This is a genomic window from Pseudomonas sp. dw_358, assembly GCF_018449655.1.
Lineage (GTDB): Bacteria > Pseudomonadota > Gammaproteobacteria > Pseudomonadales > Pseudomonadaceae > Aquipseudomonas.
This window is the reverse complement of sequence record NZ_JAAVUX010000001.1, coordinates 416855-438766: the sequence shown is the minus strand read 5'-3', so window position 1 is coordinate 438766 and position 21912 is coordinate 416855. Positions and strand designations below refer to the sequence as shown.

Genomic DNA, 21912 nt, shown 5'->3' with positions numbered 1-21912 from the left:
GCTGCCCGGCATTCGATTTCTACCGGCAATCTAACGAGGTCGCCATGAACAGCGATGAGCAAACCCTGATCGATGGACTGTTTTCCCGGCTGCAACAGGCCGAAAGGGACGCAGGCCCGCGCGACGCGCTAGCGGAACAGCGGATCAAGGATCACGTGGCCCGCCAGCCGAATGTGGCCTATTTCATGGCCCAGGCGATTCTGGTTCAGGAGGCCGCGCTCAAGCGGATGGACCAGCAGAACAAACAGCTGCAACAGGATCTGGAGCAGGCTCGCGCCCAGGCTCAGCCGGCTGCGCAGCCTCAGCAGAGCGGCGGTTTTCTCTCCAGCCTGTTCGGCGGCGGCTCCCGCGAGTCCGAGCCGGCTCCGGCGCCGCAGTCTTCCGGCGGCTGGCGCGAGCCGGGGCGTGGTCCGGCCTATGGCGGCCAGCCCCAACAGCCGCAGCAGCCCTACTACCCGCCTCAGCAGCAAGCCCCGGCGGCACCGTCGGCGGCCAGCAGCTTCATGGGCGGCGCGCTGAAGACCGCTGCAGGCGTGGCCGGCGGGGTGATGCTGGCCGAAGGCATCAGCAGTCTGTTCCATCACAACGCGCAGCCTGAAGAGATCGTCGAAGTCATCAAGGAAGAGCCTAACCAGTACGCCGGCAACAACAACGACGGCGGCTGGGGCAACAACGATCAGGCCAACGTCGGCAACGACTCGTGGGCCAATCAGGATCCGGGTGGCTTTGGCGGCAGCGATGATGGCGGTGGCTTCTTCTCGGACGATGACGACTACGTCTGAGCACCCTCTGTCGCCGCGCTGACGCAAAACTCGGCGCGGCGCGGCCGCCACTGGCATACTGGGCCTTTGCCAAGGCCCGGTTGCCTGGGCGCCAAGGGGAAGTGCGGTGAAGAAAATCGCAGTGTTTGCCGATGTGCAGAACCTCTATTACACCGTGCGCCAGGTCCATGGTTGCCACTTCAACTACGCCGCCCTATGGGCTGACATCCGCCAGCGTGGCGAGATCGTCGAGGCCTACGCCTATGCGATCGATCGTGGCGACAGCAAACAGCAGCAGTTTCAGCAGATCCTGCGCAACCTCGGTTTTACCGTCAAACTCAAACCTTATATCCAGCGCAGCGATGGCTCGGCCAAAGGCGACTGGGATGTGGGCATCACCATCGATATCATGGACGCCGCCGACCATGTCGATGAAATCGTGCTGGCCTCGGGCGATGGCGATTTCGACCTGCTGCTGGAACGGGTTATCCACAAACATGGTGTCGAAGCGGTGGCCTATGGCGTCCCCGGTCTCACCGCGCATTCGCTGATTCGGGCCGCCAGCCGCTACGTGCCGATCGAAGGCGCCTTGTTGCTCAAACATTGAAACACTGTAGAAATTGCTCAGGAATCTGCTGTCTTGGAACGCATCGCCGTCATCGACTTTGAAACCACGGGCATCACGCCCAACGCCCGCTGCCGCGCCACCGAGATCGCTGTGGTGATGCTGGAGGGCGGGCGCATCGTCGACCGCTTCCAGAGCCTGATGAACGCCGGCTTGCCGGTGCCGGGTTTCATCACCGGCCTCACCGGGATTTCCACGGCCATGGTGCGCAACGCGCCACCGGCCGCCGAGGTCATGGAGCAGGTGGGCGAGTTCGTGGGCCATACCCCGCTGCTGGCGCACAACGCGTCCTTCGACCAGCGTTTCTGGGATTACGAAATGAGTCTGATCCGTCGCGAGCGCGTGCAGAAGTTTGCCTGCTCGCTGCTGTTGGCTCGTCGACTGCTGCCCTCGGCGCCCAATCACAAGCTGGGTACCTTGAACACCTGGGCCAACCTGCCTCACACCGGCCAGGCCCACCGGGCCATGGCCGATGCGGAGATGGCCGCCAACCTGACGCACTATCTGGCGACCGAGCTGCGCCAGCGCCACGGCCTGGCGCAGGTGTCCCATGGCTTGTTCTGCACCTTGCAGAAAGTGGCGGCGGCGAAGATTCCCGAGGCGTTGAAGAAGTATCGGCTTTGACCGCAATGGCAGTGCCTCATCCTTCGCTGGGTTGACTTTCACTGGCAAGCAGGGCCGTCTGATCGGCCCGCCTCAACACCACGCGCCGTAACCCACCCCAACAAGGTAAACTGCGCGCCATCGCAAAACCTACTCTGACGGAATTCCCATGACATTCGCCTCCCTTGGCCTGATCGACCCGCTGCTGCGCGCGCTGGAAACCCTGGGCTACCAGACGCCGACGCCGGTTCAGGCCCAGGCCATTCCGGCCGTGCTTGCCGGCCGTGATCTGATGGCGGCTGCCCAGACAGGCACCGGCAAGACCGCAGGTTTCGCCCTGCCGCTGCTGCAGCGCCTGACCATGGCCGGCCCCAAGGTGGGTAGCAACTGCGCACGCGCGCTGATTCTGGTGCCGACCCGCGAGCTGGCCGAACAGGTGCACGCCAACATTGTGGAGTATGCCGAACACCTGCCCCTGAGCACCTACGCGGTGTACGGCGGCGTCAGCATCAACCCGCAGATGATGAAGCTGCGCAAGGGTGTCGACTTGTTGGTGGCCACGCCGGGGCGTCTGCTTGATCTGTTTCGCCAGAACGCGGTGAAGTTCAGCCAGCTGGAAACCCTGGTGCTGGACGAAGCCGACCGCATGCTGGACCTGGGCTTTTCCGAAGAGCTGCGCGACATCTACGCAGCCTTGCCCAAGCAGCGTCAGACCCTGCTGTTCTCGGCGACTTTCTCCGACGCAATTCGCGCATTGGCCGGCCAGACCCTCAACGACCCGTTGAGCATCGAAGTCAGCCCGCGCAACGTCGCGGCCAGTTCGGTCAAGCAGTGGATCGTCACGGTCGACAAGAAGCGCAAGCCGGAATTGTTCTGCCACCTGCTCCGTCAACAGCGCTGGACCCAGGTGCTGGTGTTCGCCAAGACCCGTAACGGAGTCGATGCGCTGGTCGAGCGCTTGCAGGGCTTGGGTGTGAACGCCGACGGCATCCATGGCGACAAGCCCCAGGCCACGCGCCAACGGGCGCTGGATCGCTTCAAAGCCAGCGAATTGCAGATTCTGGTGGCCACCGATGTGGCGGCCCGGGGCCTGGACATCGAAGACTTGCCGCTGGTGGTGAATTTCGACCTGCCCATCGTCGCGGAGGATTACATCCACCGCATCGGCCGTACCGGACGCGCCGGGGCGACGGGCGAAGCGATTTCGCTGGTGTGTGCCGACGAGGTGCAGCTATTGTCTGCCATCGAAACCCTGACCCGCCAGACCCTCAAACGCATCGAGGAGCCTGATTTCGAGCCTGAGCATCGTGTGCCTTCCACCGACGCCAGCGGCCAGGTGCTTAAAAAGCCGAAAAAACCGAAAAAACCCAAGGTCAGCGGCGGCAAGCGCACCCTGGGCAAGTGGCTGGACAGCGGCGATACCCCGAGTGATCCGGTGCCGGCGCCCAAGCCTGTGCGCAAGGTGCCGGTCTTCAACACCGGGCCGCGCAAGCGCAAGCCGTAAGCCCCGTCTCCTACGGCGTGGGTGTGGATGGGGAGAAAGTCGTCAACCAACTCAACACCCCATCCGCTGCCACGCACCCGCTGGCGAAGCATGCCGTCAGCAGGTAACCGCCGGTCGGCGCTTCCCAGTCGAGCATTTCGCCTGCGCAAAATACCCCCGGCATATTTTTCAGCATCAGGCGCTCATCCAGCGCCTCGGGCGCGACCCCGCCGGCCGTGCTGATGGCTTCGTCCAGCGGCCGCGGTCTCACCAGGGTCACGGGCAATTGCTTGATCAACCTCGCCAGAGCGGCGGTGTCGGCGAAGTCCTCTTTGTGCGCAAGCTCACGCAGCAGGCCCGCCTTGACCCCGTCCAGGCCTAATTGGCTGTGCAAATGTTTGGCCATGGAGCGGGAGCCGCGAGGCTTGCTCAGGGCTTTTACGACGCTATCCACAGATGTGCTCGGCAGCAGATCCAGATGCACCACAGCCTTTCCCTGGGCGTTGATGCGCTCGCGAATTTGCGCGGACAGCGCATAGACCAGACTGCCTTCCACCCCGGTCGCCGTGACCACGCATTCCCCCAGCCGCAAAGGCCCGTCGCTCAGGCCCATGGCGATATTCTTCAGCGGCGCCCCGGCGAATCGCTCGCGCAGAAGATCGCTCCAGGCGCCGACTTCAAAACCGCAATTGGCGGCCTGTAACGGGTTGACTTCGACCTCATGGGCCTCAAGGCCAGGCACCCACGCCCCGTCGGAACCCAGCCGCGTCCAACTGGCGCCGCCGAGGGCAAGCACCGTGGCGTCTGGCCTCACCTGCATCTCGCCCTGTGGATAACAGATCTTCAGTACGCCATCGGCCTGCCAGCCCAGCCAGCGATGTCGGGTGTGGATAACCACGCCGGCATCGCGCAGGCGCTTGAGCCACGCGCGCAGCAAGGGCGCAGCCTTCATGTCGGTGGGGAACACCCGGCCCGAGCTGCCGACGAAGGTGTCGATACCCAGGCCCTGAATCCAGGTGCGCAAGTGATCGGCATCGAACGCCCGTAGCCAGCCGGCGACCCAGTCGCTGCGCTCGGCATAGCGTGAAATGAAGGCGGGCAGGGCTTCGGAGTGGGTAATGTTCATGCCGCCCACGCCTGCCAGGAGAAACTTGCGCCCCACCGAAGCCATGCCGTCATACAGATCGACACGCATGCCGGCCTGGCTCAGGCGCTCGGCGGCCATCAATCCGGCAGGGCCGCCGCCAATGATTGCAACGTGGTAGGGGCGAGGAGGGCGCTGATCGGTCATGGCGGTGTGTGGCATCGTTGTAAACAGGTCGCGCAGTGTACCTCAAGCGAGTTGAGCAAAAAACGTACAGGCGCCGCCAAGTACCGGAATTGCTGGGGGAAATCTGCTTGCGCTCAGCTTATCCACAGGCGGCTGCACAGCCACTGTGGGTAACTTCCACGGTTTTAATCCAGATTGAATTCTGTCCACAGGCGCTGAGCACTGTGGTGCAGGATGCCGTGACGCGCGGCCAGGGCCTCCCGGTCCTTGCTGTAGCCGCCGCCGATCACCCCCATGACCGGTATGGCGCGCTTGAGACAGTGACGAATCACGGCCTCGTCCCGTGCAGCGATCCCTGCATCGGTCAGCTTCAGATAGCCCAGCGCGTCGTGCTGGTGAACATCCACCCCGGCGTCGTACAGCACCAGGTCCGGTTGGTACAGCGGCAGCAGATAGTCCAGCGCCTCGTCCACCACCTGCAAGTACTGGCTATCATTCAAGCCCATGGCCAAGGGAATGTCCCAGTCACTCTGGGCCTTGCGGGCTGGAAAGTTCTTTTCGCAGTGCAGTGATACGGTAATGGCATCGGCCGTGTGCTCGAGGATGCGCGCCGTGCCGTCGCCCTGGTGCACATCGCAGTCAAAAATGAGCACACGGCTGACCTGGCCGGCTTCCAGCAGGTAATGGCTGATCACTGCCAGGTCATTGAAAATGCAGAAACCGGCTGGGTAGTCGTAGTGAGCATGGTGGGTGCCACCCGCCAGGTGGCAGGCCAGACCGTGGCGCAGGGCCATTTGCGCAGTCAGCAACGAGCCGCCTACGGCGCGCACGGTACGCCGGGCCAAGGCTTCGCTCCAGGGCAGGCCGAGGCGCCGTTGGTCTTCGCGAGACAACTCGGCGTTCATGTAGCGCTCGATATAGGAGCGGTCATGGGCCAGTGCGAGGATATCCACAGGGCACAGCTGTGGCCTCAGCAAGTCGTGGTCGCGGGTCAGCCCGGTGGCAACGAGGTGGTCGCGCAGCAAACGGAATTTGTCCATGGGAAAACGATGCTCGGCGGGGAACGTCGGGCTGTAGTCCTCGTGGTAGATCAATGGCATTGGCATCAGGAGCGTCTGGGCAGCGGGCCGTTGGCCGAAGGGCCAATCTTGCCAGTTCAATGACGATGCCGCACGCTTGAAGGAGTGCAAGCAATGACCCGGATCCTGCAACTGGAAAGCGCGCGCTTGCTGCTGCGGCAGTGGCGCGACGACGATCTGCCGCAATTTGCCGAGATGTGTGCCGACCCTCAGGTCATGCGCTATTACCCCCAGGCCCTCAGCCGTCTGGAGAGCGCGGCGGTCATTGGCAATATTCGCGGGCACTTCGCTGAAAACGGCTTTGGGCTCTGGGCGTTGCAGCGCAAGGACAGCGGTGAATTCATCGGTTTTACCGGGCTCAACCACGTCGATTTCGAAGCGATTTTCACCCCGGCGGTGGAGATCGCCTGGCGCCTGGGCCGCCAGCACTGGGGGCTGGGCTACGCCAGCGAAGCGGCCTGGACTGCCCTGCGCTGTGGCTTCGGCCAGCTGGACCTGGACGAGATGGTGGCCTTTGCTGCCACCGCCAATGTAGCCTCGGAAAAAGTCATGCAGGCCATCGGCATGCGCCGCGATCGCAGCGAGTTCGATCATCCGGCCCTGGCCGACGGTCATCCCTTGCGCCGTCACTTGCTGTACCGCATTACCCGTTCCCAATGGCTGGACACGTTGCGCGGGTAAGCCGGCCACACATTTTGTATCATGGCGCTTTTGCCGTTGTACCAAATCGGCGTCGGAGGGTTCGAATGAGCGAAGTGCTGAATGATCTGGTCGATTTGCTGAGCCTTGAGCCGATTGAAGAAAATCTGTTTCGCGGACGCAGCCAGGACCTGGGTTTTCGCCAGTTGTTCGGCGGGCAGGTACTGGGGCAGTCCTTGTCGGCGGCCACCCAGACCCTCGAAACGGACCGCCACGTGCATTCCCTGCATGGTTATTTCCTGCGTCCCGGCGATGCCCAGTTGCCCGTGGTGTACATGGTCGAGCGGGTGCGGGACGGCGGCAGTTTCAGCACCCGGCGCGTCACGGCGGTGCAGAAGGGCAAGCAGATCTTCACCTGCAGCGTGTCGTTTCAAGTGGACGAGGTCGGTTTCGAGCATCAGGCGAGCATGCCCGAGGTGGTCGGCCCGGAAGACCTGCCCACCGAGATCGAATTGATGCAGGCGGCCGCTCATTTGATGCCGGAACACCTGCGCGAAAAGCTGCTATGCCCAAAGCCCATCGAAGTGCGGCCGGTCACAGTGCGCGACCCCTTGAACCCCGAGCCCGCCGAGCCGATCAAGTACATCTGGTTTCGCGCTGATGGCACCTTGCCCGCTCAGCCGGCCTTGCACAAATATCTGCTGGCCTACGCGTCCGATTTCAATCTGCTGACCACCGCGTTGTTGCCCCACGGCAAGTCGGTGTGGAATCGCGATATGCAGTTGGCCAGTCTCGATCATTCGCTGTGGTTTCACGGCAACGTCCAGGCCGACGAGTGGCTGCTGTATGCCATCGACAGCCCTTGGGCGGGCAACGCCCGTGGGTTTGCCCGCGCCAGTATCTTCAACCGGGAAGGGCGACTGGTGGCGTCGTCGGCTCAGGAAGGCTTGATCCGCCACCGCAAGGACTGGGCATGAGCGTCGGTAATTTGCGTCACTGGGTGTTCGACATGGACGGTACCCTGACCGTGGCGGTGCACGACTTCGTCGCTATCCGCCGGGCGCTGGATATTCCGCCCGAGGACGACATCCTCACGCACCTTGCGGCCCTGCCGGCCGAACAAGGGCAGGCCAAGCACGCCTGGTTGCTGGAGCACGAGCGCGAGCTGGCGGTGGCCTCGCAGGCGGCGCCCGGCGCAGTGGAGTTGGTGCGTGAGCTGGCGGCGCGTGGCTACCGCCTGGGCATCCTGACCCGCAATGCGCGAGAGCTGGCCCATATCACCTTGCAGGCAATCGGCATCGCCGACTGTTTCGATGAGGCCGACGTGCTGGGTCGCGACGATGCCTTGCCCAAGCCTGACCCACAGGGGTTGCTGAGCCTGTCCAAGGCTTGGGGCGTGGCCCCTGCGCAGATGGTGATGGTCGGTGATTACCGCTTCGACCTGGAGTGCGCGCGAGCGGCCGGGGCGCATTCGGTGCTGGTCAACCTGCCGGAGAACCCGTGGCCGGAACTGGCGGATTGGCATGCGGCCGACTGCAACGTCCTGGCCCAGATGATTGCCCACCGGTAGGCCCGAGCTTGCTCGGGAAGAACGGTCGCGCAATTATCGGATAAGGGCCGCACTGCCTTCCCGAGCAAGCTCGGTCCTGCAATTGGGCGCGGAGGGCGCCTTAGAGATTCTGCGCCGCAAAGGTATCGCACTGATTGATGTCCCCCTTGGCAAACCCGGTCTTGAACCAACGCACCCGCTGTGCGGAGGAGCCATGGGTAAAGGAGTCCGGCACCACGCGCCCCTGACCCTGCTGCTGCAAACGGTCGTCGCCGATGGCGTTGGCGGCGTTTAGCGCCTCTTCGATATCTCCAGGCTCCAGCCAGTTGAGGCGCTTCTGCGCATTGTTGGCCCATACCCCGGCAAAGCAGTCGGCTTGCAGCTCCAGGCGCACCGACAAGCCGCTGGCGCCTTCCATGGGTTGGCCCCGTTGGGCGGCGGCATCGACCTTGGCCGAAATCCCCAGCAGGTTCTGCACATGGTGGCCCACCTCGTGGGCGATCACATAAGCCTGGGCAAAATCACCGGCGGCGCCGAAACGGGTGCTCATCTCACGGAAGAAGTCCATGTCCAGATACACCTTCTGGTCGGCCGGGCAGTAGAACGGGCCCGTGGCCGAGGTCGCGTTGCCACAGCCCGAGCGGACCTGGCTGCGGAACAGCACCAGCGTCGGGTCCTTGTACTGGCGGCCCATCTGCGCGAACACCTGACGCCAGGTGTCTTCGGTGTCGCCGAGGATGGAACGAACGAATTCGGCTTGTTGATCATTGGCCGGCGGCGCTTTGGTGCTGGCTGGGGAGGGTGATTGAGTATGGCTGGTTTGCCCGCTGAGTTCTGCCAGTAGCTGAAGCGGATCCTGACCGGTCAACAGACCGAACCCCACTACCAGCACCACCGCCGTCAGGCTCAGGCCTTTGCCGCCAATACGCAGACCACCACCACCACCACCCGGCGAGCCGTCCCGATCATCGACGACGTTGTCACTGCGGCGGCCTTTTTTCCATAGCATGCTGAGTCCCTCGGATGCGGTTAGGTCATATCCATTTGGTTATGGGTAGGACCGTTATTTTCAGTGTTCGTCGCGCGGGGTTTGCGTGAGACTAGTCGTCAGCCTGACTTCAGGTCTTTTATAACTCCAATAACAGGAGATCGACATGTCTTCCCAAGACTCCAGTCGCTTCATTATCCGTGATCGCAATTGGCACCCCAAGGCACTGACCCCCGACTACAAGACCTCGATTCCACGCTCGCCGCGTCAGGCGTTGGTAAGTATCCCGCAGTCGGTGAGCGAGACCACAGGGCCCAACTTTTCCCACCTCAAGTTCGGCGAGCACGACCACGATCTGCTGCTCAACTATAACCATGGTGGTTTACCCGTCGGCGAACGCATCATCGTCGCTGGCCGCGTCTGCGACCAATATGGCAAGCCGATCCCCCACACGTTGGTAGAAATGTGGCAGGCCAACGCTGGCGGCCGCTATCGCCACAAGAATGACCGTTACCTGGCGCCGCTCGACCCCAACTTCGGTGGCGTGGGCCGCACCCTGACCGACAGCGAGGGCTATTACAGCTTCCGCACCGTCAAGCCAGGCCCTTACCCATGGCGCAACGGTCCCAACGACTGGCGCCCGGCGCACATCCACTTCTCCATCAGTGGCCCGTCGATCTCCACCAAGCTCATCACCCAGCTGTATTTCGAGGGTGACCCGCTGATTCCGTTCTGCCCGATCGTCAAATCGATCGCTGACCCGGAGGCGGTGCAAAGCCTGGTGGCCAAGCTTGACTTGGCCAATGCCAATCCGATGGACTGCCTGGCCTACCGCTTCGACATCATCCTGCGCGGCCAGCGCAAGACTCACTTCGAAAACCGCTGAGGGGGACCTGTCATGCCTGTTCAAACGCTCAAGGAAACCCCGTCGCAGACCGCTGGCCCTTATGTGCACATCGGCCTGGCCCTGTCCGCCGCCGGCATCGAGCCACGCGAGCACGAAATCTGGAACCAGATGGCCAAGCCCGGTGCTCCGGGTGAGCACATTCTGTTACTGGGCGATGTCTACGACGGCAACGGCCATCTGGTGCGAGACTCGTTTCTGGAGTTCTGGCAAGCCGACGCCAGCGGTCACTACGACACCGACTACAACACTGAAAAGGTGTTCAACAGCTTCGGCCGTACCGCCACCACTTTCGACGGTGGCGAGTGGAACCTGCACACGGTCAAGCCGGGTGTGGTGAACAACGCTGCAGGCGTGCCCATGGCACCCCACGTCAACGTCAGCCTGTTTGCCCGCGGGATCAACATCCAGCTGCAAACCCGCCTGTACTTCGATGATGAAGCCGAGGCCAACGCCAAGGACCCGGTGCTCAACCTGATCGAGCAACCGGCCCGCCGTCTGACCTTGATTGCCAAACGCTGCGAAGTGGAAGGCAAGACGGCCTACCGTTTTGATATCCGCATTCAGGGCGAAGGCGAGACGGTGTTCTTCGATTTCTGATTGGCGCTGAATCGAACCCGGGCTGCGCGCGCTCCCACAGGATCAACGGTGGGAGTGCGCGCAGCCCGCGTTCGTTTCAGGTTGTGGAATTCGGTTCCATATTCTATGGTTTGTGCTCCACCAAGCCGCGTGTAGAATCGCCCGAATTTTTCCAGGACTCACTCCATGGCCGGCAGTCAGATCGAACGCGCATTCAGCCTTCTCGAAAGCCTCACCAGCGATCCGCGCGGCATGCACATGCAGGACCTGGCCGATCAGCTGGACATTCCGAAAAGCGCCACCCACCGCATGCTGGCCGAGCTGATTCGGCTGGGCTACGTGCGCCAGAATCCGGACAATCAGCGTTATCACCTGTCGACCAAACTGGTCGCCTTGGGCTTTCGCTACCTGGCCAGCAGCGGCGCCGATATTGTCCAGCCGATCCTCGACCGGTTGGCGCTGGAAACCGGTGAACTGGTGCGTCTGGGGGTGATCGACGGCGATCGCCAGACCTGGATCGCCAAAGCTCAGGGCGCCCGGCCGGGCCTGCGCTATGACCCCGACATGGGTCGCGATGCCCCCTTGTTCTATACCGCCTCCGGGCATGCCTGGCTGTCGAGCATGAGCGATGCGCAAGCGTTGGCCAGAGTCGAACAGCAGGGCCTGACCGACCCTGCGGATTTTGGCCCCCATGCACCCAAGTCCAATGCCGAACTGCTGGAGCGCCTGAGGGTGGCTCGCGAACGGGGTTACGCCTGGGTCAGCGAAAGCTCGGCCGTGGGCATGTCGGCGCTGGCTGTCGTGGTGCGCGACCCGGTGGACCAGCATGTGGTCGGCGTCCTCAGCGTCGCCGGCCCCACCGCGCGCCTGAGTATGGCCAGAATGGAGGACATCGCCCCCGCCTTGTTGGCGAGCGCCTCCGAACTTTCTGCAGCCTCTCCCGCCTCCGAGCTCTTCGTTTAACGAGCCCTATAAATAAAAACCCGAAGCCCCTTGCGACAATATGGAACTGCGTTCTAAATAAGCGGTGATTGAATAAAAACAACAGTGGCCGAATGGAGCATTTCATTCGGCGCATCGCGCAGGAGTGGCACCCCCCGTGACAGCCTTGGACGGAACCCATCAGCCCTTCAAAGGCATCCTGCTGATCGTCGTGGCGACCTTGCTGTTCTCGGGCCATGACGCCCTGTCGAAATACCTGACGGCCTTCTACCCGATTCTGATGGTGGTCTGGGCCCGTTACCTGATGCACACCTTGTTGATGGTCGGCCTGTTCCTGCCTGGCAGCGGCTTGCGCGTGTTGCGTACCCGGCGCCTGCCGCTGCAAGCCTTGCGCGCCAGTTGTCTGCTGGCCACTACCTTGTTTTTTATCACCGCCCTGCAATACATTCCGCTGGCCGAAGCCACCGCAGTCAATTTCCTCGCCCCGCTGCTGGTCACCGCGCTGTCAGTGCCGCTGCTGGGCGAGCGGGTCTCCAGAGGTCAGTGGGCGGCGGTGCTAGCGGGCTTCAGCGGGGTGGTGGTGATCGTCCATCCGGGGGGCGAGTTGTTCAAGCCGAGCATTCTGCTGGCTTTGGGCTCGGCAACTTGTTTCTGCTTCTACCAGATCCTTACTCGCAAGCTGAGCGAGACCGACAGCCCGACCACCAGCAACTTCTATGCGGGCATCACCTCGACCCTGATCATGAGCGCCATCGTGCCCTTCTTCTGGCAGACGCCCACCGGTTGGCACGGCTTGTTGATGCTGGCGCTGGGCGGCCTGGGCATGGTCGCGCACCTGTTGATGACCCAGGCCTTTCGCCATGCCGCGCCGGCCTTGCTCGCACCATTCGGCTATTGCCAGATCGTGTTTGCCGGGTTGCTCGGTTATCTGCTGTTCGGGCATGTGCCGGAGCCGGCGACCCTGGTGGGGATTGCGATCATCTGCCTCAGCGGCCTGGCGGCCGCGTGGATGCAGAAGCGCGTGAAGGCGGGGTAGGGCTGCTCCCACGGGGCATGTGGGTAACCGGTGGGAGCCGTCGACGATCAATCCCGAACGTCAGGCACCTTGCGTGGTGCCATGATGAACATCCAGGTCAAGGCAATGAAGTACATCGCCGGAATCATCAGGAACAGCATGGTGTAGTTGTTGTGGGTCACGGTCAGGATGTAACCGACGATCTGGGTCATGAACATCCCGCCGATCGCTGCGCACATCCCGCCGAAGCCGAACACGGTGCTCATCATGTGCTTGGGCGTGTAGTCCATCACCACGCTCCAGATGTTCGCCGTCCACGCCTGGTGCGCGGCAATGGCCAGGGAGATGGCGGCCACGGCGACCCACAAGTGCGAGGCTCCGGCGGCAAAGATCACTCCGATGATGGCCAGTGCACAGATCAGCATCGACAGTAGACGCGCCCGCACCGGCTGCATGCCACGGCCGATCATCAGCGATGAGAGCACACCTCCGCCCACGCTGCCGACGTCGGCACACAGGTAGATGACGATCAATGGGATACCCATCTGGGTCACGCTGATGCCCAGTTCGTATTGCTGATTGAGGAACGGCGGCAACCAGTACAGGTAAAACCAGAACACCGGCGCCGTCATCATGAAGGCTCCGGCGAATGCCCAGGTGCCACGCATGCGCAGGATACGGTGGAAGGGCACGCTGGGCTGCTCAGGCTCGGCGTCTTCCTGGATGTACTGTATTTCGCTGTCCTGAACCCGCGGGTGTTGTTCCGGGTTGAAGTATTTGATGGCCCAGAAAGCCGCCCAGATCAGGCCCAATGAGGCGATGCACAGGAACGCTGCCTGCCAGCCCCAGGTGTGCAGGATCCACGGCAACAGCATGGGCGTCAGCAGCGCACCGACATTGGTCCCGGCGTTGAAAACGCCAGTGGCCACGGCACGTTCCTTGGCGGGGAACCACAACCGGGTGGTCTTCACGCACGCCGGGTAGTTGGCGGCTTCAGTGAGGCCGAGAATGAAGCGGCAAATCATGAAGCCGAACGCCGAGGTGGCAAGGCCATGGGCACCGGTGGCCAGGCTCCACAGCAGCACTGCGCAGAAGAACACGCGCTTGACACCGACCTTGTCGATCAAGCGGCCCTGCAACAAAAAACCGACGGCGTAGCCGACCTGAAACCAGAAGTTGATGTTGGCATAGTCCATCGCCGTCCAGCTCATGTCCTTGGCGAGGATAGGCTGCATGATGCCCAGGGCAGCGCGGTCGATGTAGTTGAGGGTGGTGGCGAAAAAAACCAGTGCCAGCATGCCCCAGCGGGTCTTGCCTACCGCCATTGCCTCGCGGAACATGTCCTTGAAACCGACTTTGCTGGTGGCCGCAGCTGACTCGGCGGGCACGGATGTGCTGCGTGAAATCATGTGAGTTACCCGTTTTTGAAATTGTTATGGATGTCGCACGGTCGAACGCACGGGGTGTCGGGCGAATGACCTGTCCTGGGGTTGGCGTTTAAACCACGGAGGGACTTCAATGTGGGAGGGATGGTGGACATTGGGGCAGGTATCGTCAATTCGTGGAGGTCTATAGCGGTCGATAATCGCACAAAAACTAACTAGTTCGTACGCTGCTGGATCAGGTATAGAATCGGCATCAGCGAATTCTCAACCCCGGATTGCGTGTGGATTGCCGCAGTCGGACAATGGCTCGTCGTCGAGGCCAGTGGCTGTAAAGGCCTGGTTTTCCGAAGCCTAATGGAGCTCATGCATGCATCGTTCAATTGCCACCGTCTCGCTGAGCGGTACGTTGCCGGAAAAACTCGAAGCCGTCGCGGCGGCGGGCTTTGACGGCGTCGAAATCTTTGAAAACGACCTGCTGTATTACGACGGCAGTCCCCGTGAAGTGCGTCAGATGTGCAAGGACCTCGGCATCGAGATTACCTTGTTCCAGCCGTTTCGTGACTTCGAAGGCAGCCGCCGCGACCGTATGCCACGCAATTTCGACCGGGCCGAGCGCAAGTTCGATGTGATGCAGGAATTGGGTACTGACCTGGTGCTGGTGTGCAGCAATGCCGCGCCAGACTCCCTGGGCGATCAGCAGATCATCATCGACGACCTTTACCAGATGGCCGAGCGTGCGGGCAAACGCGGCCTGCGCATCGGCTACGAGGCGCTGGCCTGGGGCCGTCACGTCAACACTTACCAGCAAGTCTGGGACATTGTCCGCCAGGCCGACCATCCGGCGCTGGGGGTTTTGCTGGACAGCTTTCACACCCTGTCCCTCAAAGGCGACCCCGCGGCCATCGCCGACATCCCCGGCGACAAGATCTTCTTCGTGCAGATGGCCGATGCGCCGATCCTGGCCATGGACGTGCTGGAGTGGAGCCGCCATTTCCGCTGTTTCCCGGGCCAGGGTGAGTTCGACTTGCCAGGCTTCCTCGCGCCGATCATCAAGAGCGGCTACACCGGCCCGCTGTCGCTGGAAATCTTCAATGACGGTTTCCGCGCCGCACCGCCGCGCGCCAATGCCGCCGACGGTCTGCGCTCGCTGCTGTACCTCGAAGAAAAAACCCGCAAGCTGCTGGAAAAGGAAGCCACTCCGGTGGCCAACCTCGACATCCTGTTCTCGCCGCCCGAGGCCAGCCAGTACGATGGCATCGAGTTCCTCGAATTTGCCGTGGACGAAGCACTCGGCGCCAAGCTCGGGCATTGGCTGCAGGGCCTGGGCTTTACCAAGGCCGGCCAGCACCGCTCGAAGAATGTCAGCTTGCTGCGTCAGGGCGACATCAATCTGATCCTCAACAGCGAGCCTTACTCGTTTGCCCATAACTTTTTCGAATCCCACGGCCCGTCGCTGTGCGCCACGGCCATTCGGGTCAAGGACAGCGCCAAGGCCCTGGAGCGCGCGGTGGCCTACCACGGTCAGCCGTTCCGTGGCCTGGTCGGCCCCAACGAGCGTCACTTGGCCGCTGTGCGCGGCCTGGACGGCAGCCTGATCTATCTGGTGGACCCGGATGATCAAGGCCGCACCATCTACGACACCGACTTCAGCCTGGTACCGGCACCGGCCGACAAGGGCATGCTGAAAACCATCGACCACATGGCCATTGCCGTGCCACCGGACATGCTCGACAGCTGGGTGCTGTTCTATAAGACCGTGCTGGACTTCAAGGCCGACGACGAAGTGGTATTGCCGGACCCCTACGGCCTGGTCAAGAGCCGCGCCGTGCGCAGTCAGTGCAGTTCGATCCGCCTGCCGTTGAACGTCTCGGAGAACCGCAACACGGCGATTTCCCACGCGTTGTCGACCTATCGCGGCTCCGGTGTGCACCATATCGCGTTCGATTGCGACGACATCTTCGCGGCCGTCAGCAAGGCCAAGGATGCCGGGGTCGCCTTGCTCGACATCCCGCTGAACTACTACGACGACCTGGCCGCGCGTTTTGAATTCGACGACGAATTCCTCAGCGAACTGGCCTATTACAACGTCCTCTACGACCGCGATCCGAATGGCGGCGAGCTGTTCCACGTCTACACCGAGCCCTTCGAGGATCGCTTCTTCTTCGAAGTGTTGCAGCGCCGTGGTGGCTATGCGGGTTACGGTGCGGCCAACGTTGCCGTGCGCCTGTCCGCCATGGCCAAGGCACGCGCCAAGGGCACGCGCCACGCGAAGTTGTAATCGAACCGGGGCGGTGAGTCGGCGCGCAATGCGCTGACTCACTAACCCGTTAGTACAAAGCTTTCCTTCTGTGCGTGGGTCGCCGCATAATTGCCATTGATCTTGATGGCCGTGAGTCCTCGAAATGACAATAACAACAGTAGCCTCAGTCGAGCCGGCCGAAGCCGCCCCTCGCAAGAGTCGCAAGAACAACCCGGAAAAGACCCGGGAAAACATTCTTCAAGCCGCTATTACCGAATTCGTCCAGCAGGGGCTGGCCGGTGCTCGCGTCGACGCGATTGCCGAGCGCACGCAAACTTCCAAACGCATGATCTACTACTACTTTTCCAGCAAGGAGCAGTTGTACGTGGAGGTGTTGGAGAAGGTCTACGGCGACATCCGCGGCACCGAAGCCGAGCTGCGCCTGGAAGAGTTGACGCCGATCGACGGGATCCGCCGTCTGGTGGAATTCACCTTTGACCACCACGACCGCAACGTCGATTTCGTGCGGTTGGTGTGCAACGAGAACATGTACAAGGCCGAATACGTCAAGCAGTCGGACGTGATCCGCTCGTTGAACAAGTCGGTGCTCAATGCGCTGGATGGGGTGCTTCGGCGGGGAACTGAGCAGGGCGTCTTCCGCGCCGGGCTGCAGGCCATGGACGTGCACCTGCTGATCAGCTCGTTCTGTTTCTACCGGGTATCGAACAAACACACCTTCGGCGAGTTGTTCCAGGTGGATTTCAATGACGAGCAGTTGCGCAATCATCATCGGGAGATGATCTGCGAGACCCTGATGCGGTTTTTGAAGGTGTAGAACGGATCCGTGGGAGCAGCCCCTGGGCGCGATGGCATCAGCGCCCAATCCAGTCGGACTGTGGTGCCCGCATCGCAGCCAGGGCTTGCTCCCGCAGCATGCACTTCCAACCTGTGGAAGCCGCCTGTCACATACCCAGGAAGTGCGCCGTCATGCGCTCGGCATCCGGCTCGATCCCGGTAAACAATTCAAACGCTTTCACCGCCTGAAACACCGCCATGGTCCCGCCGTCCAACGTGCGTGCGCCCAAGGCACGGGCCTCGCGCAGCAGCTCGGTTTCCAACGGGAAATACACGATCTCGGCGATCCACAGGTCCTTACGCAGCAGGGCCTTGGGCACCGGCATGCCGGGCAGCTTGGCCATGCCCATGGGGGTGGTATTGACCAGGCCATCAGCAGCGCCCACGGTCTCGGCCAGGTCACCACCGGCCTGGGCGCGGTTGCCGGGGAAGTGCGAGTTGAGGTTGTCGGCCAAGGCCTGGGCGCGGGCAGGCTCGACGTCGAAGATACTCAGGTGTTCGACGCCTTCGGCCAGCAAGGCGTGGGCCACGGCCGCACCGGCACCGCCCGCACCCATCTGCACCACTTTGCTGCGCGCCGCGCCGTCCAGGCCACGACGGAAGCCCTCGCCAAAGCCCAGGCAATCGGTATTGTGGCCGATACGCTTGCCGTCCTTGAACACCACGGTATTGACTGCGCCAATGCCCCGGGCTTCGGCCGACAGGTCGTCGAGCAGAGGGATGATGGCTTGTTTGGCGGGAAAGGTAATGTTCAAGCCGGTAAAGCCCGTACGCTCGGTGGCAATAAGCAGCTCTTCGAGGGCGTTGTTATCCAGCTTCAGGGCGTCGAGATCGATCAGGCGATAGACATAGCCCAGGCCCTGGGCGGCGCCTTCGCGTTCGTGCAGGGCGGGGGTGCGCGAGGCCTGAATACCAGCGCCGATGAGGCCGGCCAATACGGTGCGACTCATTGAGGAATTCTCCATTGTTCTTAGGTAGGCAATGCGTGTCGATGCCTTGCCGCTAAATTGTACTAACTGGTTAATTCCGTCAAATGGAATTTGCCCCCGTGCTCATCCGGCGGCATGACCGGTCACGTGGGCACCGGCATTGGCCGGCAAGCGCCACAGGTCGAGCATGGACAATAAGGTCAACACACCTACGGCGACAAAGGCGATGTGGTAACTGCCCAACGAGTCATGGTCCACCCCGAGGATGGACTGTCCCATGCGCACGAATATCACCGCCAGCGCCACGCCCAGGCCGAAGGCCAGTTGCTGGGTCATACTGAACAGCGTGTTGGCCGATGACATCAGCGGCTGTGGCATGTCGGCAAAGGCCATGCTGCTGTAGGCGGTAAAGCCCATGGAACGGGCCATGCCGGAAATCAGCAAGGTGGGCAGGATGAACGCTAGCGGTGTCCCCGGCGTCATCAAGGCGCAAATGAAGGTACAAGCCGTCAGCACCAGGCTGCTGCCGATCAGGGTGGTGCGGAAACCGTAGCGGCGCAGCACCCAGTTGGTCATGGGCTTCATGCCGATGTTGCCGGCGAACAGCGTCAGCACCAGCAGCCCCGAGGTGAAGGCGTCATAGCCGAAGCCCAGCTGGAACATCAGTGGCAGGAGAAACGGATGGGAGCTGACCATGGCGCGGAACAGCGAGCCGCCGTTGAACGTCACGCGGTAGGTGGGAATCTTCAGTGCGTCGAGCTTGAGCAGGGGCGCCGGGGTACGTCGCGCGTGGTAGTAAAAGGCAACCAGCAGCACCGCGCTGACCATCAGCATCGCGTAGGGCTGCCAGTCTCGCGGCGCCTGGCCCAGGCGGTCGAGGCCGTACAAAAGGCCGGCACAGGTCAAGGCGCAGATGACAAAGCCCAGAAGGTCGAAGGGCCGCTTCTCGATGTCCCCCGACGCGGCCGGCATCAGTTTCCAGGCGCACAGCATGGCGATCAGACCCAGTGGCAGATTGAGCAGGAAAATCCAGTGCCAGGACGCATAGGTGGCGATGAAACCACCCACCGGCGGCCCGAGCACCGGGGCCACCAGGCCGGGCCAGGTGATGTAGGCGATGGCGGTCAGCAGGTCGCTTTTGGGCGTGTTGCGCAGCACCACCAGGCGCCCGACGGGCACCATCATCGCGCCGCCAATACCTTGCAGCACACGTGCCGCGGCGAATTCCCAGAGTGTCTGCGAGCCGGCGCACAAAGCCGAAGCGAGGGTGAACAACGCCAGCGCCCCCATGAATACCCGGCGATGGCCCCACCGGTCAGCAACCCAGCCGCTGGCCGGAATCAGCACCGCCAGGGTCAGCAAATACGCGGTGATGCCCACGTTCAGGTCCACTGCCGTGGCGTTGAACGAGCGGGCCATGTCCGGCAGCGCCGTGACAATCACCGTAGCATCGAGGTTTTCCATGAAGAACGCACCGGCCACCAGTAACGCCATGAGGCGTGAGCGTGACGGCGCAAGCGGGGCAGTGGCAGAAGTGTTCAAGCGGGACTCCCAGTCATCGCACAAGTGGATGAGAGGAATCCTACACAAAAGCGGTGATGCGTAGGGGGCTATTGAATGCTTTTGGTGAGCACCCACGCCCCCTCGGGCTGCGGGTTTTAACGCCGAACCAGCAAAACCCCTGATTCCATATGATGGGTATATGGAAACTGATCAAACAGCGCACACCGTTCGATCCGATGGGTGTCCTGCAATTGGGCAATGTTGGCCGCCAGGGTCTCCGGATTACAAGAGATATACAGGATGTTGTCGAAGCGCCGGGTCAGTTCGCAGGTGTCCGGGTCCATCCCCGCGCGGGGCGGGTCGACGAAGACGCTGCCGAACGCGTAGCTTTTTAGATCAACGCCTTCCAGGCGTCGGAACGGCCGGACCTCGTTGAGTGCCTCGGTCAGCTCCTCGGCCGACAGGCGCACCAGCGTGACGTTATCCACGCCGTTGTCGGCCAGGTTATGCAGCGCTGCGTTCACCGAGGTCTTGCTGATCTCGGTGGCCAGTACCTGACGCACCCGGGTGGCCAACGGCAGGGTGAAGTTGCCGTTGCCGCAGTACAGCTCCAGCAGGTCGTCGTCGCGCTCGCCCAGGGCCTCATAGGCCCAGCCGAGCATTTTCTGGTTCACCGAACCATTGGGCTGGGTAAATGCACCTTCCGGCTGGCGATAGCGAAACTCACGGCCGGCGACGGTCAGCGCCTCGACCGCATAGTCGCGGCCAATCACCACACGTTTGCCCTTGGAGCGCCCGATCAGGCTGACCTGCAGCTCGCCGGCCAGTTGCTCGGCAGCCCTCTGCCAGTGCTCGTCCAGTGGGCGGTGGTAACACAGAGTGACCATCGCATCGCCGTCCAGGGTGGTGAGAAACTCCACCTGGAACAGCTTGTTGCTCAACGCCGCGTTGCTTTGCCAGGCCGCCTTCAGACGCGGCATCAATTCATTGATACGCGCGCTGGCAATGGGGAAATCCTCGATGAGGATCGGGACATGTTTCTCCCCGGGGGCGAACATCGCGTAGTGACGCTGGCCGTCCTCGCGCCACAGGCGAAATTCGGCGCGCAGGCGATAATGTTCCCGAGGCGAATCGAACACCTGGGGCTCGGGCGCAGCGAACGGCGCCAGCAGCTCGCGCAGGCGCGCGACTTTTTCTTGCAGTTGGCGCTCATAGTCCGCCGGATTGAAAGCCACAGCACTCATGCGTTGTACCAGCCCAGCTTGATCACGAAGAGAATGGAAAGAATCACCAGCGCGGCGTTCAGCTCGCGGCCGCGGCCCGACACCAACTTGATCAGGGTCCAGCTGATGAAGCCAAAGGCAATGCCGTTGGCGATGGAGTAAGTGAACGGCATGGCCAGGGCCGTGATCACCACGGGAGCGGCTTCGGTGATGTCGGCCCAGTTGATTTCGGCCAGGCCCGAAGCCATCAGCACGGCGACGAACATCAGCGCTGGCGCAGTGGCGTATCCCGGTACGCTGCCGGCCAGTGGTGCGAAAAACAAGGCCAGCAGAAACAGAATGCCGACGACCACTGCCGTCAGCCCGGTACGCCCCCCTGCGCTCACGCCAGCGGCCGATTCGATGTAGCTGGTGGTGGTCGAGGTGCCCAGCAACGAACCGGCCATGGCCGCCGTGCTGTCCGCGATCAGCGCACGGCCCATTTTCGGCATGTGGCCGTCCTTGCCCATCAGGCCGGCGCGCTTGGCAACGCCGATCAGGGTCCCGGAGTTGTCGAACAGGTCGACGAACAGAAAGGCGAAGACGACGCTGACCAGGCCGATGTTCATCGCACCCTTGATGTCCAATTGCAGGAAGGTCGGCATCAGCGACGGCGGCATCGAAACCACCCCGCCGAACTGGCTGAAGCCACCGACGATGGACACCACCGTCACCGCCAGAATGCCGATCAGCACCGCGCCGCGCACCTTCAGCGCCTCGAGCCCGACGATCAGGAAGAAGCCGAGGCTGGCGAGAATCACACCCGGCTGCTTGAGGTCGCCCAGCCCTACCAGCGTCTCGGGGTTACCGATCACAATTCCGCAGCCTTGCAGGGCAATCAGCGCCAGGAACAGGCCAATGCCGGCAGCAATGCCGGAGCGCAAGGGCAAGGGGATGCTGTTGACGATCCATTCGCGGATGCGAAAGATCGACAGCAGGAAGAAACACACCGCCGAAATGAACACGGCGCCCAGCGCCACCTGCCACGTATGGCCCATGCGCTCGACCACCGTGAAGGTGAAGAACGCGTTGAGGCCCATGCCCGGCGCCAGGGCGATCGGGTAGTTGGCGATCAGGCCCATGATGCTCGAACCGATGGCTGCCGCCAGGCAGGTGGCGACGAACACCGCGCCCTTGTCCATGCCGGTCATGCCGAGGATGTTCGGGTTGACGAACAGAATATAGGCCATGGCCAGAAAGGTGGTCACGCCCGCCAGGATCTCGGTGCGCACGTTGGTGTTATGTGCCCTGAGTTGAAACAATCGTTCCAGCATGCCCGCTCCCCGTGGCGCTCTGCGGCGC

21 protein-coding genes are annotated in these 21912 nt (G+C 62.4%); 13 read left to right on the top strand and 8 right to left on the bottom strand.

The features are described from left to right. Positions 1-44: 44 nt before the first annotated feature. The 4 genes from HB675_RS02075 to HB675_RS02060 all read left to right on the top strand — a co-directional run bounded on the left by HB675_RS02075 (position 45) and on the right by HB675_RS02060 (position 3493). On the top strand, positions 45-782 hold the full coding sequence (locus tag HB675_RS02075; protein WP_213875421.1) for a DUF2076 domain-containing protein: 738 nt from the start codon (positions 45-47) through the stop codon (positions 780-782). A gap of 106 nt (positions 783-888) precedes the next feature. Continuing rightward, the gene (locus HB675_RS02070; protein WP_213875420.1) at positions 889-1368 is read left to right on the top strand and encodes an NYN domain-containing protein; all 480 of its coding nucleotides are present in this window, start codon (positions 889-891) and stop codon (positions 1366-1368) included. Between the two features lie 33 nt (positions 1369-1401). Then, positions 1402-2010 carry a 3'-5' exonuclease gene (locus tag HB675_RS02065; RefSeq protein WP_213875419.1) on the top strand — a complete coding sequence of 203 codons (609 nt, stop codon included), beginning with the start codon at positions 1402-1404 and terminating at the stop codon, positions 2008-2010. 148 nt (positions 2011-2158) lie between these two features. After that, positions 2159-3493 carry a DEAD/DEAH box helicase gene (locus HB675_RS02060; protein ID WP_213875418.1) on the top strand — a complete coding sequence of 445 codons (1335 nt, stop codon included), beginning with the start codon at positions 2159-2161 and terminating at the stop codon, positions 3491-3493. A 10-nt stretch (positions 3494-3503) separates the two neighbouring features. Here HB675_RS02060 and HB675_RS02055 read toward each other — a convergent pair whose 3' ends face one another. Both HB675_RS02055 and HB675_RS02050 read right to left on the bottom strand, forming a co-directional pair. Next, entirely contained in the window at positions 3504-4763 is a 1260-nt protein-coding gene (locus HB675_RS02055) for a TIGR03862 family flavoprotein (RefSeq protein ID WP_213875417.1), read from the bottom strand. A gap of 164 nt (positions 4764-4927) precedes the next feature. Further along, complete coding sequence (locus HB675_RS02050) at positions 4928-5848, bottom strand: histone deacetylase (protein WP_213875416.1); 921 nt, start codon at positions 5846-5848, stop codon at positions 4928-4930. Between the two features lie 87 nt (positions 5849-5935). Between HB675_RS02050 and HB675_RS02045 the strand changes: the two genes are divergently transcribed. The 3 genes from HB675_RS02045 (at position 5936) to HB675_RS02035 (ending at position 8030) form a co-directional block, all read left to right on the top strand. Beyond that, the gene (locus tag HB675_RS02045) at positions 5936-6502 is read left to right on the top strand and encodes a GNAT family N-acetyltransferase (RefSeq protein WP_213875415.1); all 567 of its coding nucleotides are present in this window, start codon (positions 5936-5938) and stop codon (positions 6500-6502) included. A gap of 65 nt (positions 6503-6567) precedes the next feature. After that, complete coding sequence (tesB, locus tag HB675_RS02040) at positions 6568-7437, top strand: acyl-CoA thioesterase II (RefSeq protein WP_213875414.1); 870 nt, start codon at positions 6568-6570, stop codon at positions 7435-7437. Next, the gene (locus HB675_RS02035; RefSeq protein WP_213875413.1) at positions 7434-8030 is read left to right on the top strand and encodes an HAD family hydrolase; all 597 of its coding nucleotides are present in this window, start codon (positions 7434-7436) and stop codon (positions 8028-8030) included. The genes tesB and HB675_RS02035 overlap by 4 nt, the downstream gene beginning before the upstream one ends. Positions 8031-8130: 100 nt before the next feature. Here HB675_RS02035 and HB675_RS02030 read toward each other — a convergent pair whose 3' ends face one another. Beyond that, a complete protein-coding gene (locus tag HB675_RS02030) occupies positions 8131-9018 on the bottom strand; it encodes a neutral zinc metallopeptidase (protein WP_213875412.1) in 888 nt (295 codons plus the stop codon). A 145-nt stretch (positions 9019-9163) separates the two neighbouring features. On the opposite strand from HB675_RS02030, the gene pcaH reads away from it, so the two are divergent. From pcaH to HB675_RS02010, 4 genes are all read left to right on the top strand, one after another. Further along, positions 9164-9883, top strand: coding sequence for a protocatechuate 3,4-dioxygenase subunit beta (pcaH, locus tag HB675_RS02025; RefSeq protein WP_213875411.1), 720 nt, complete (start codon positions 9164-9166; stop codon positions 9881-9883). Between the two features lie 12 nt (positions 9884-9895). Beyond that, positions 9896-10501 (top strand): protocatechuate 3,4-dioxygenase subunit alpha, encoded by a 606-nt coding sequence (gene pcaG, locus HB675_RS02020; protein ID WP_213875410.1) that lies wholly within the window; start codon positions 9896-9898, stop codon positions 10499-10501. Between the two features lie 165 nt (positions 10502-10666). Further along, a complete protein-coding gene (locus tag HB675_RS02015; RefSeq protein ID WP_213875409.1) occupies positions 10667-11443 on the top strand; it encodes an IclR family transcriptional regulator in 777 nt (258 codons plus the stop codon). A gap of 136 nt (positions 11444-11579) precedes the next feature. Further along, complete coding sequence (locus HB675_RS02010) at positions 11580-12458, top strand: EamA family transporter (protein WP_213875408.1); 879 nt, start codon at positions 11580-11582, stop codon at positions 12456-12458. A gap of 47 nt (positions 12459-12505) precedes the next feature. On the opposite strand, the gene HB675_RS02005 is transcribed toward HB675_RS02010, so the two are convergent. Then, complete coding sequence (locus tag HB675_RS02005) at positions 12506-13846, bottom strand: MFS transporter (RefSeq protein WP_213875407.1); 1341 nt, start codon at positions 13844-13846, stop codon at positions 12506-12508. Positions 13847-14189: 343 nt separating this feature from the next. Between HB675_RS02005 and quiC the strand changes: the two genes are divergently transcribed. Beyond that, entirely contained in the window at positions 14190-16100 is a 1911-nt protein-coding gene (gene quiC / locus HB675_RS02000) for a 3-dehydroshikimate dehydratase QuiC (RefSeq protein WP_213875406.1), read from the top strand. A 124-nt stretch (positions 16101-16224) separates the two neighbouring features. Continuing rightward, entirely contained in the window at positions 16225-16896 is a 672-nt protein-coding gene (locus HB675_RS01995; RefSeq protein ID WP_213875405.1) for a TetR family transcriptional regulator, read from the top strand. A 127-nt stretch (positions 16897-17023) separates the two neighbouring features. Here the strand turns inward: HB675_RS01995 and HB675_RS01990 are convergent, their stop codons facing one another. The 4 genes from HB675_RS01990 to HB675_RS01975 form a co-directional block, all read right to left on the bottom strand. Next, the gene (locus tag HB675_RS01990; RefSeq protein WP_213875404.1) at positions 17024-17866 is read right to left on the bottom strand and encodes a shikimate dehydrogenase; all 843 of its coding nucleotides are present in this window, start codon (positions 17864-17866) and stop codon (positions 17024-17026) included. 102 nt (positions 17867-17968) lie between these two features. Beyond that, positions 17969-19339, bottom strand: a complete 1371-nt coding sequence (locus tag HB675_RS01985) for an MFS transporter (protein ID WP_213875700.1) — start codon at positions 19337-19339, stop codon at positions 17969-17971. Positions 19340-19503: 164 nt separating this feature from the next. Beyond that, positions 19504-20592, bottom strand: coding sequence for a tRNA (uridine(54)-C5)-methyltransferase TrmA (gene trmA, locus HB675_RS01980; RefSeq protein WP_213875403.1), 1089 nt, complete (start codon positions 20590-20592; stop codon positions 19504-19506). Beyond that, positions 20589-21884, bottom strand: coding sequence for an NCS2 family permease (locus HB675_RS01975; protein ID WP_213875402.1), 1296 nt, complete (start codon positions 21882-21884; stop codon positions 20589-20591). Before HB675_RS01975 ends, trmA begins: the two co-directional genes overlap by 4 nt. Between the last annotated feature and the right edge of the window lie 28 nt (positions 21885-21912).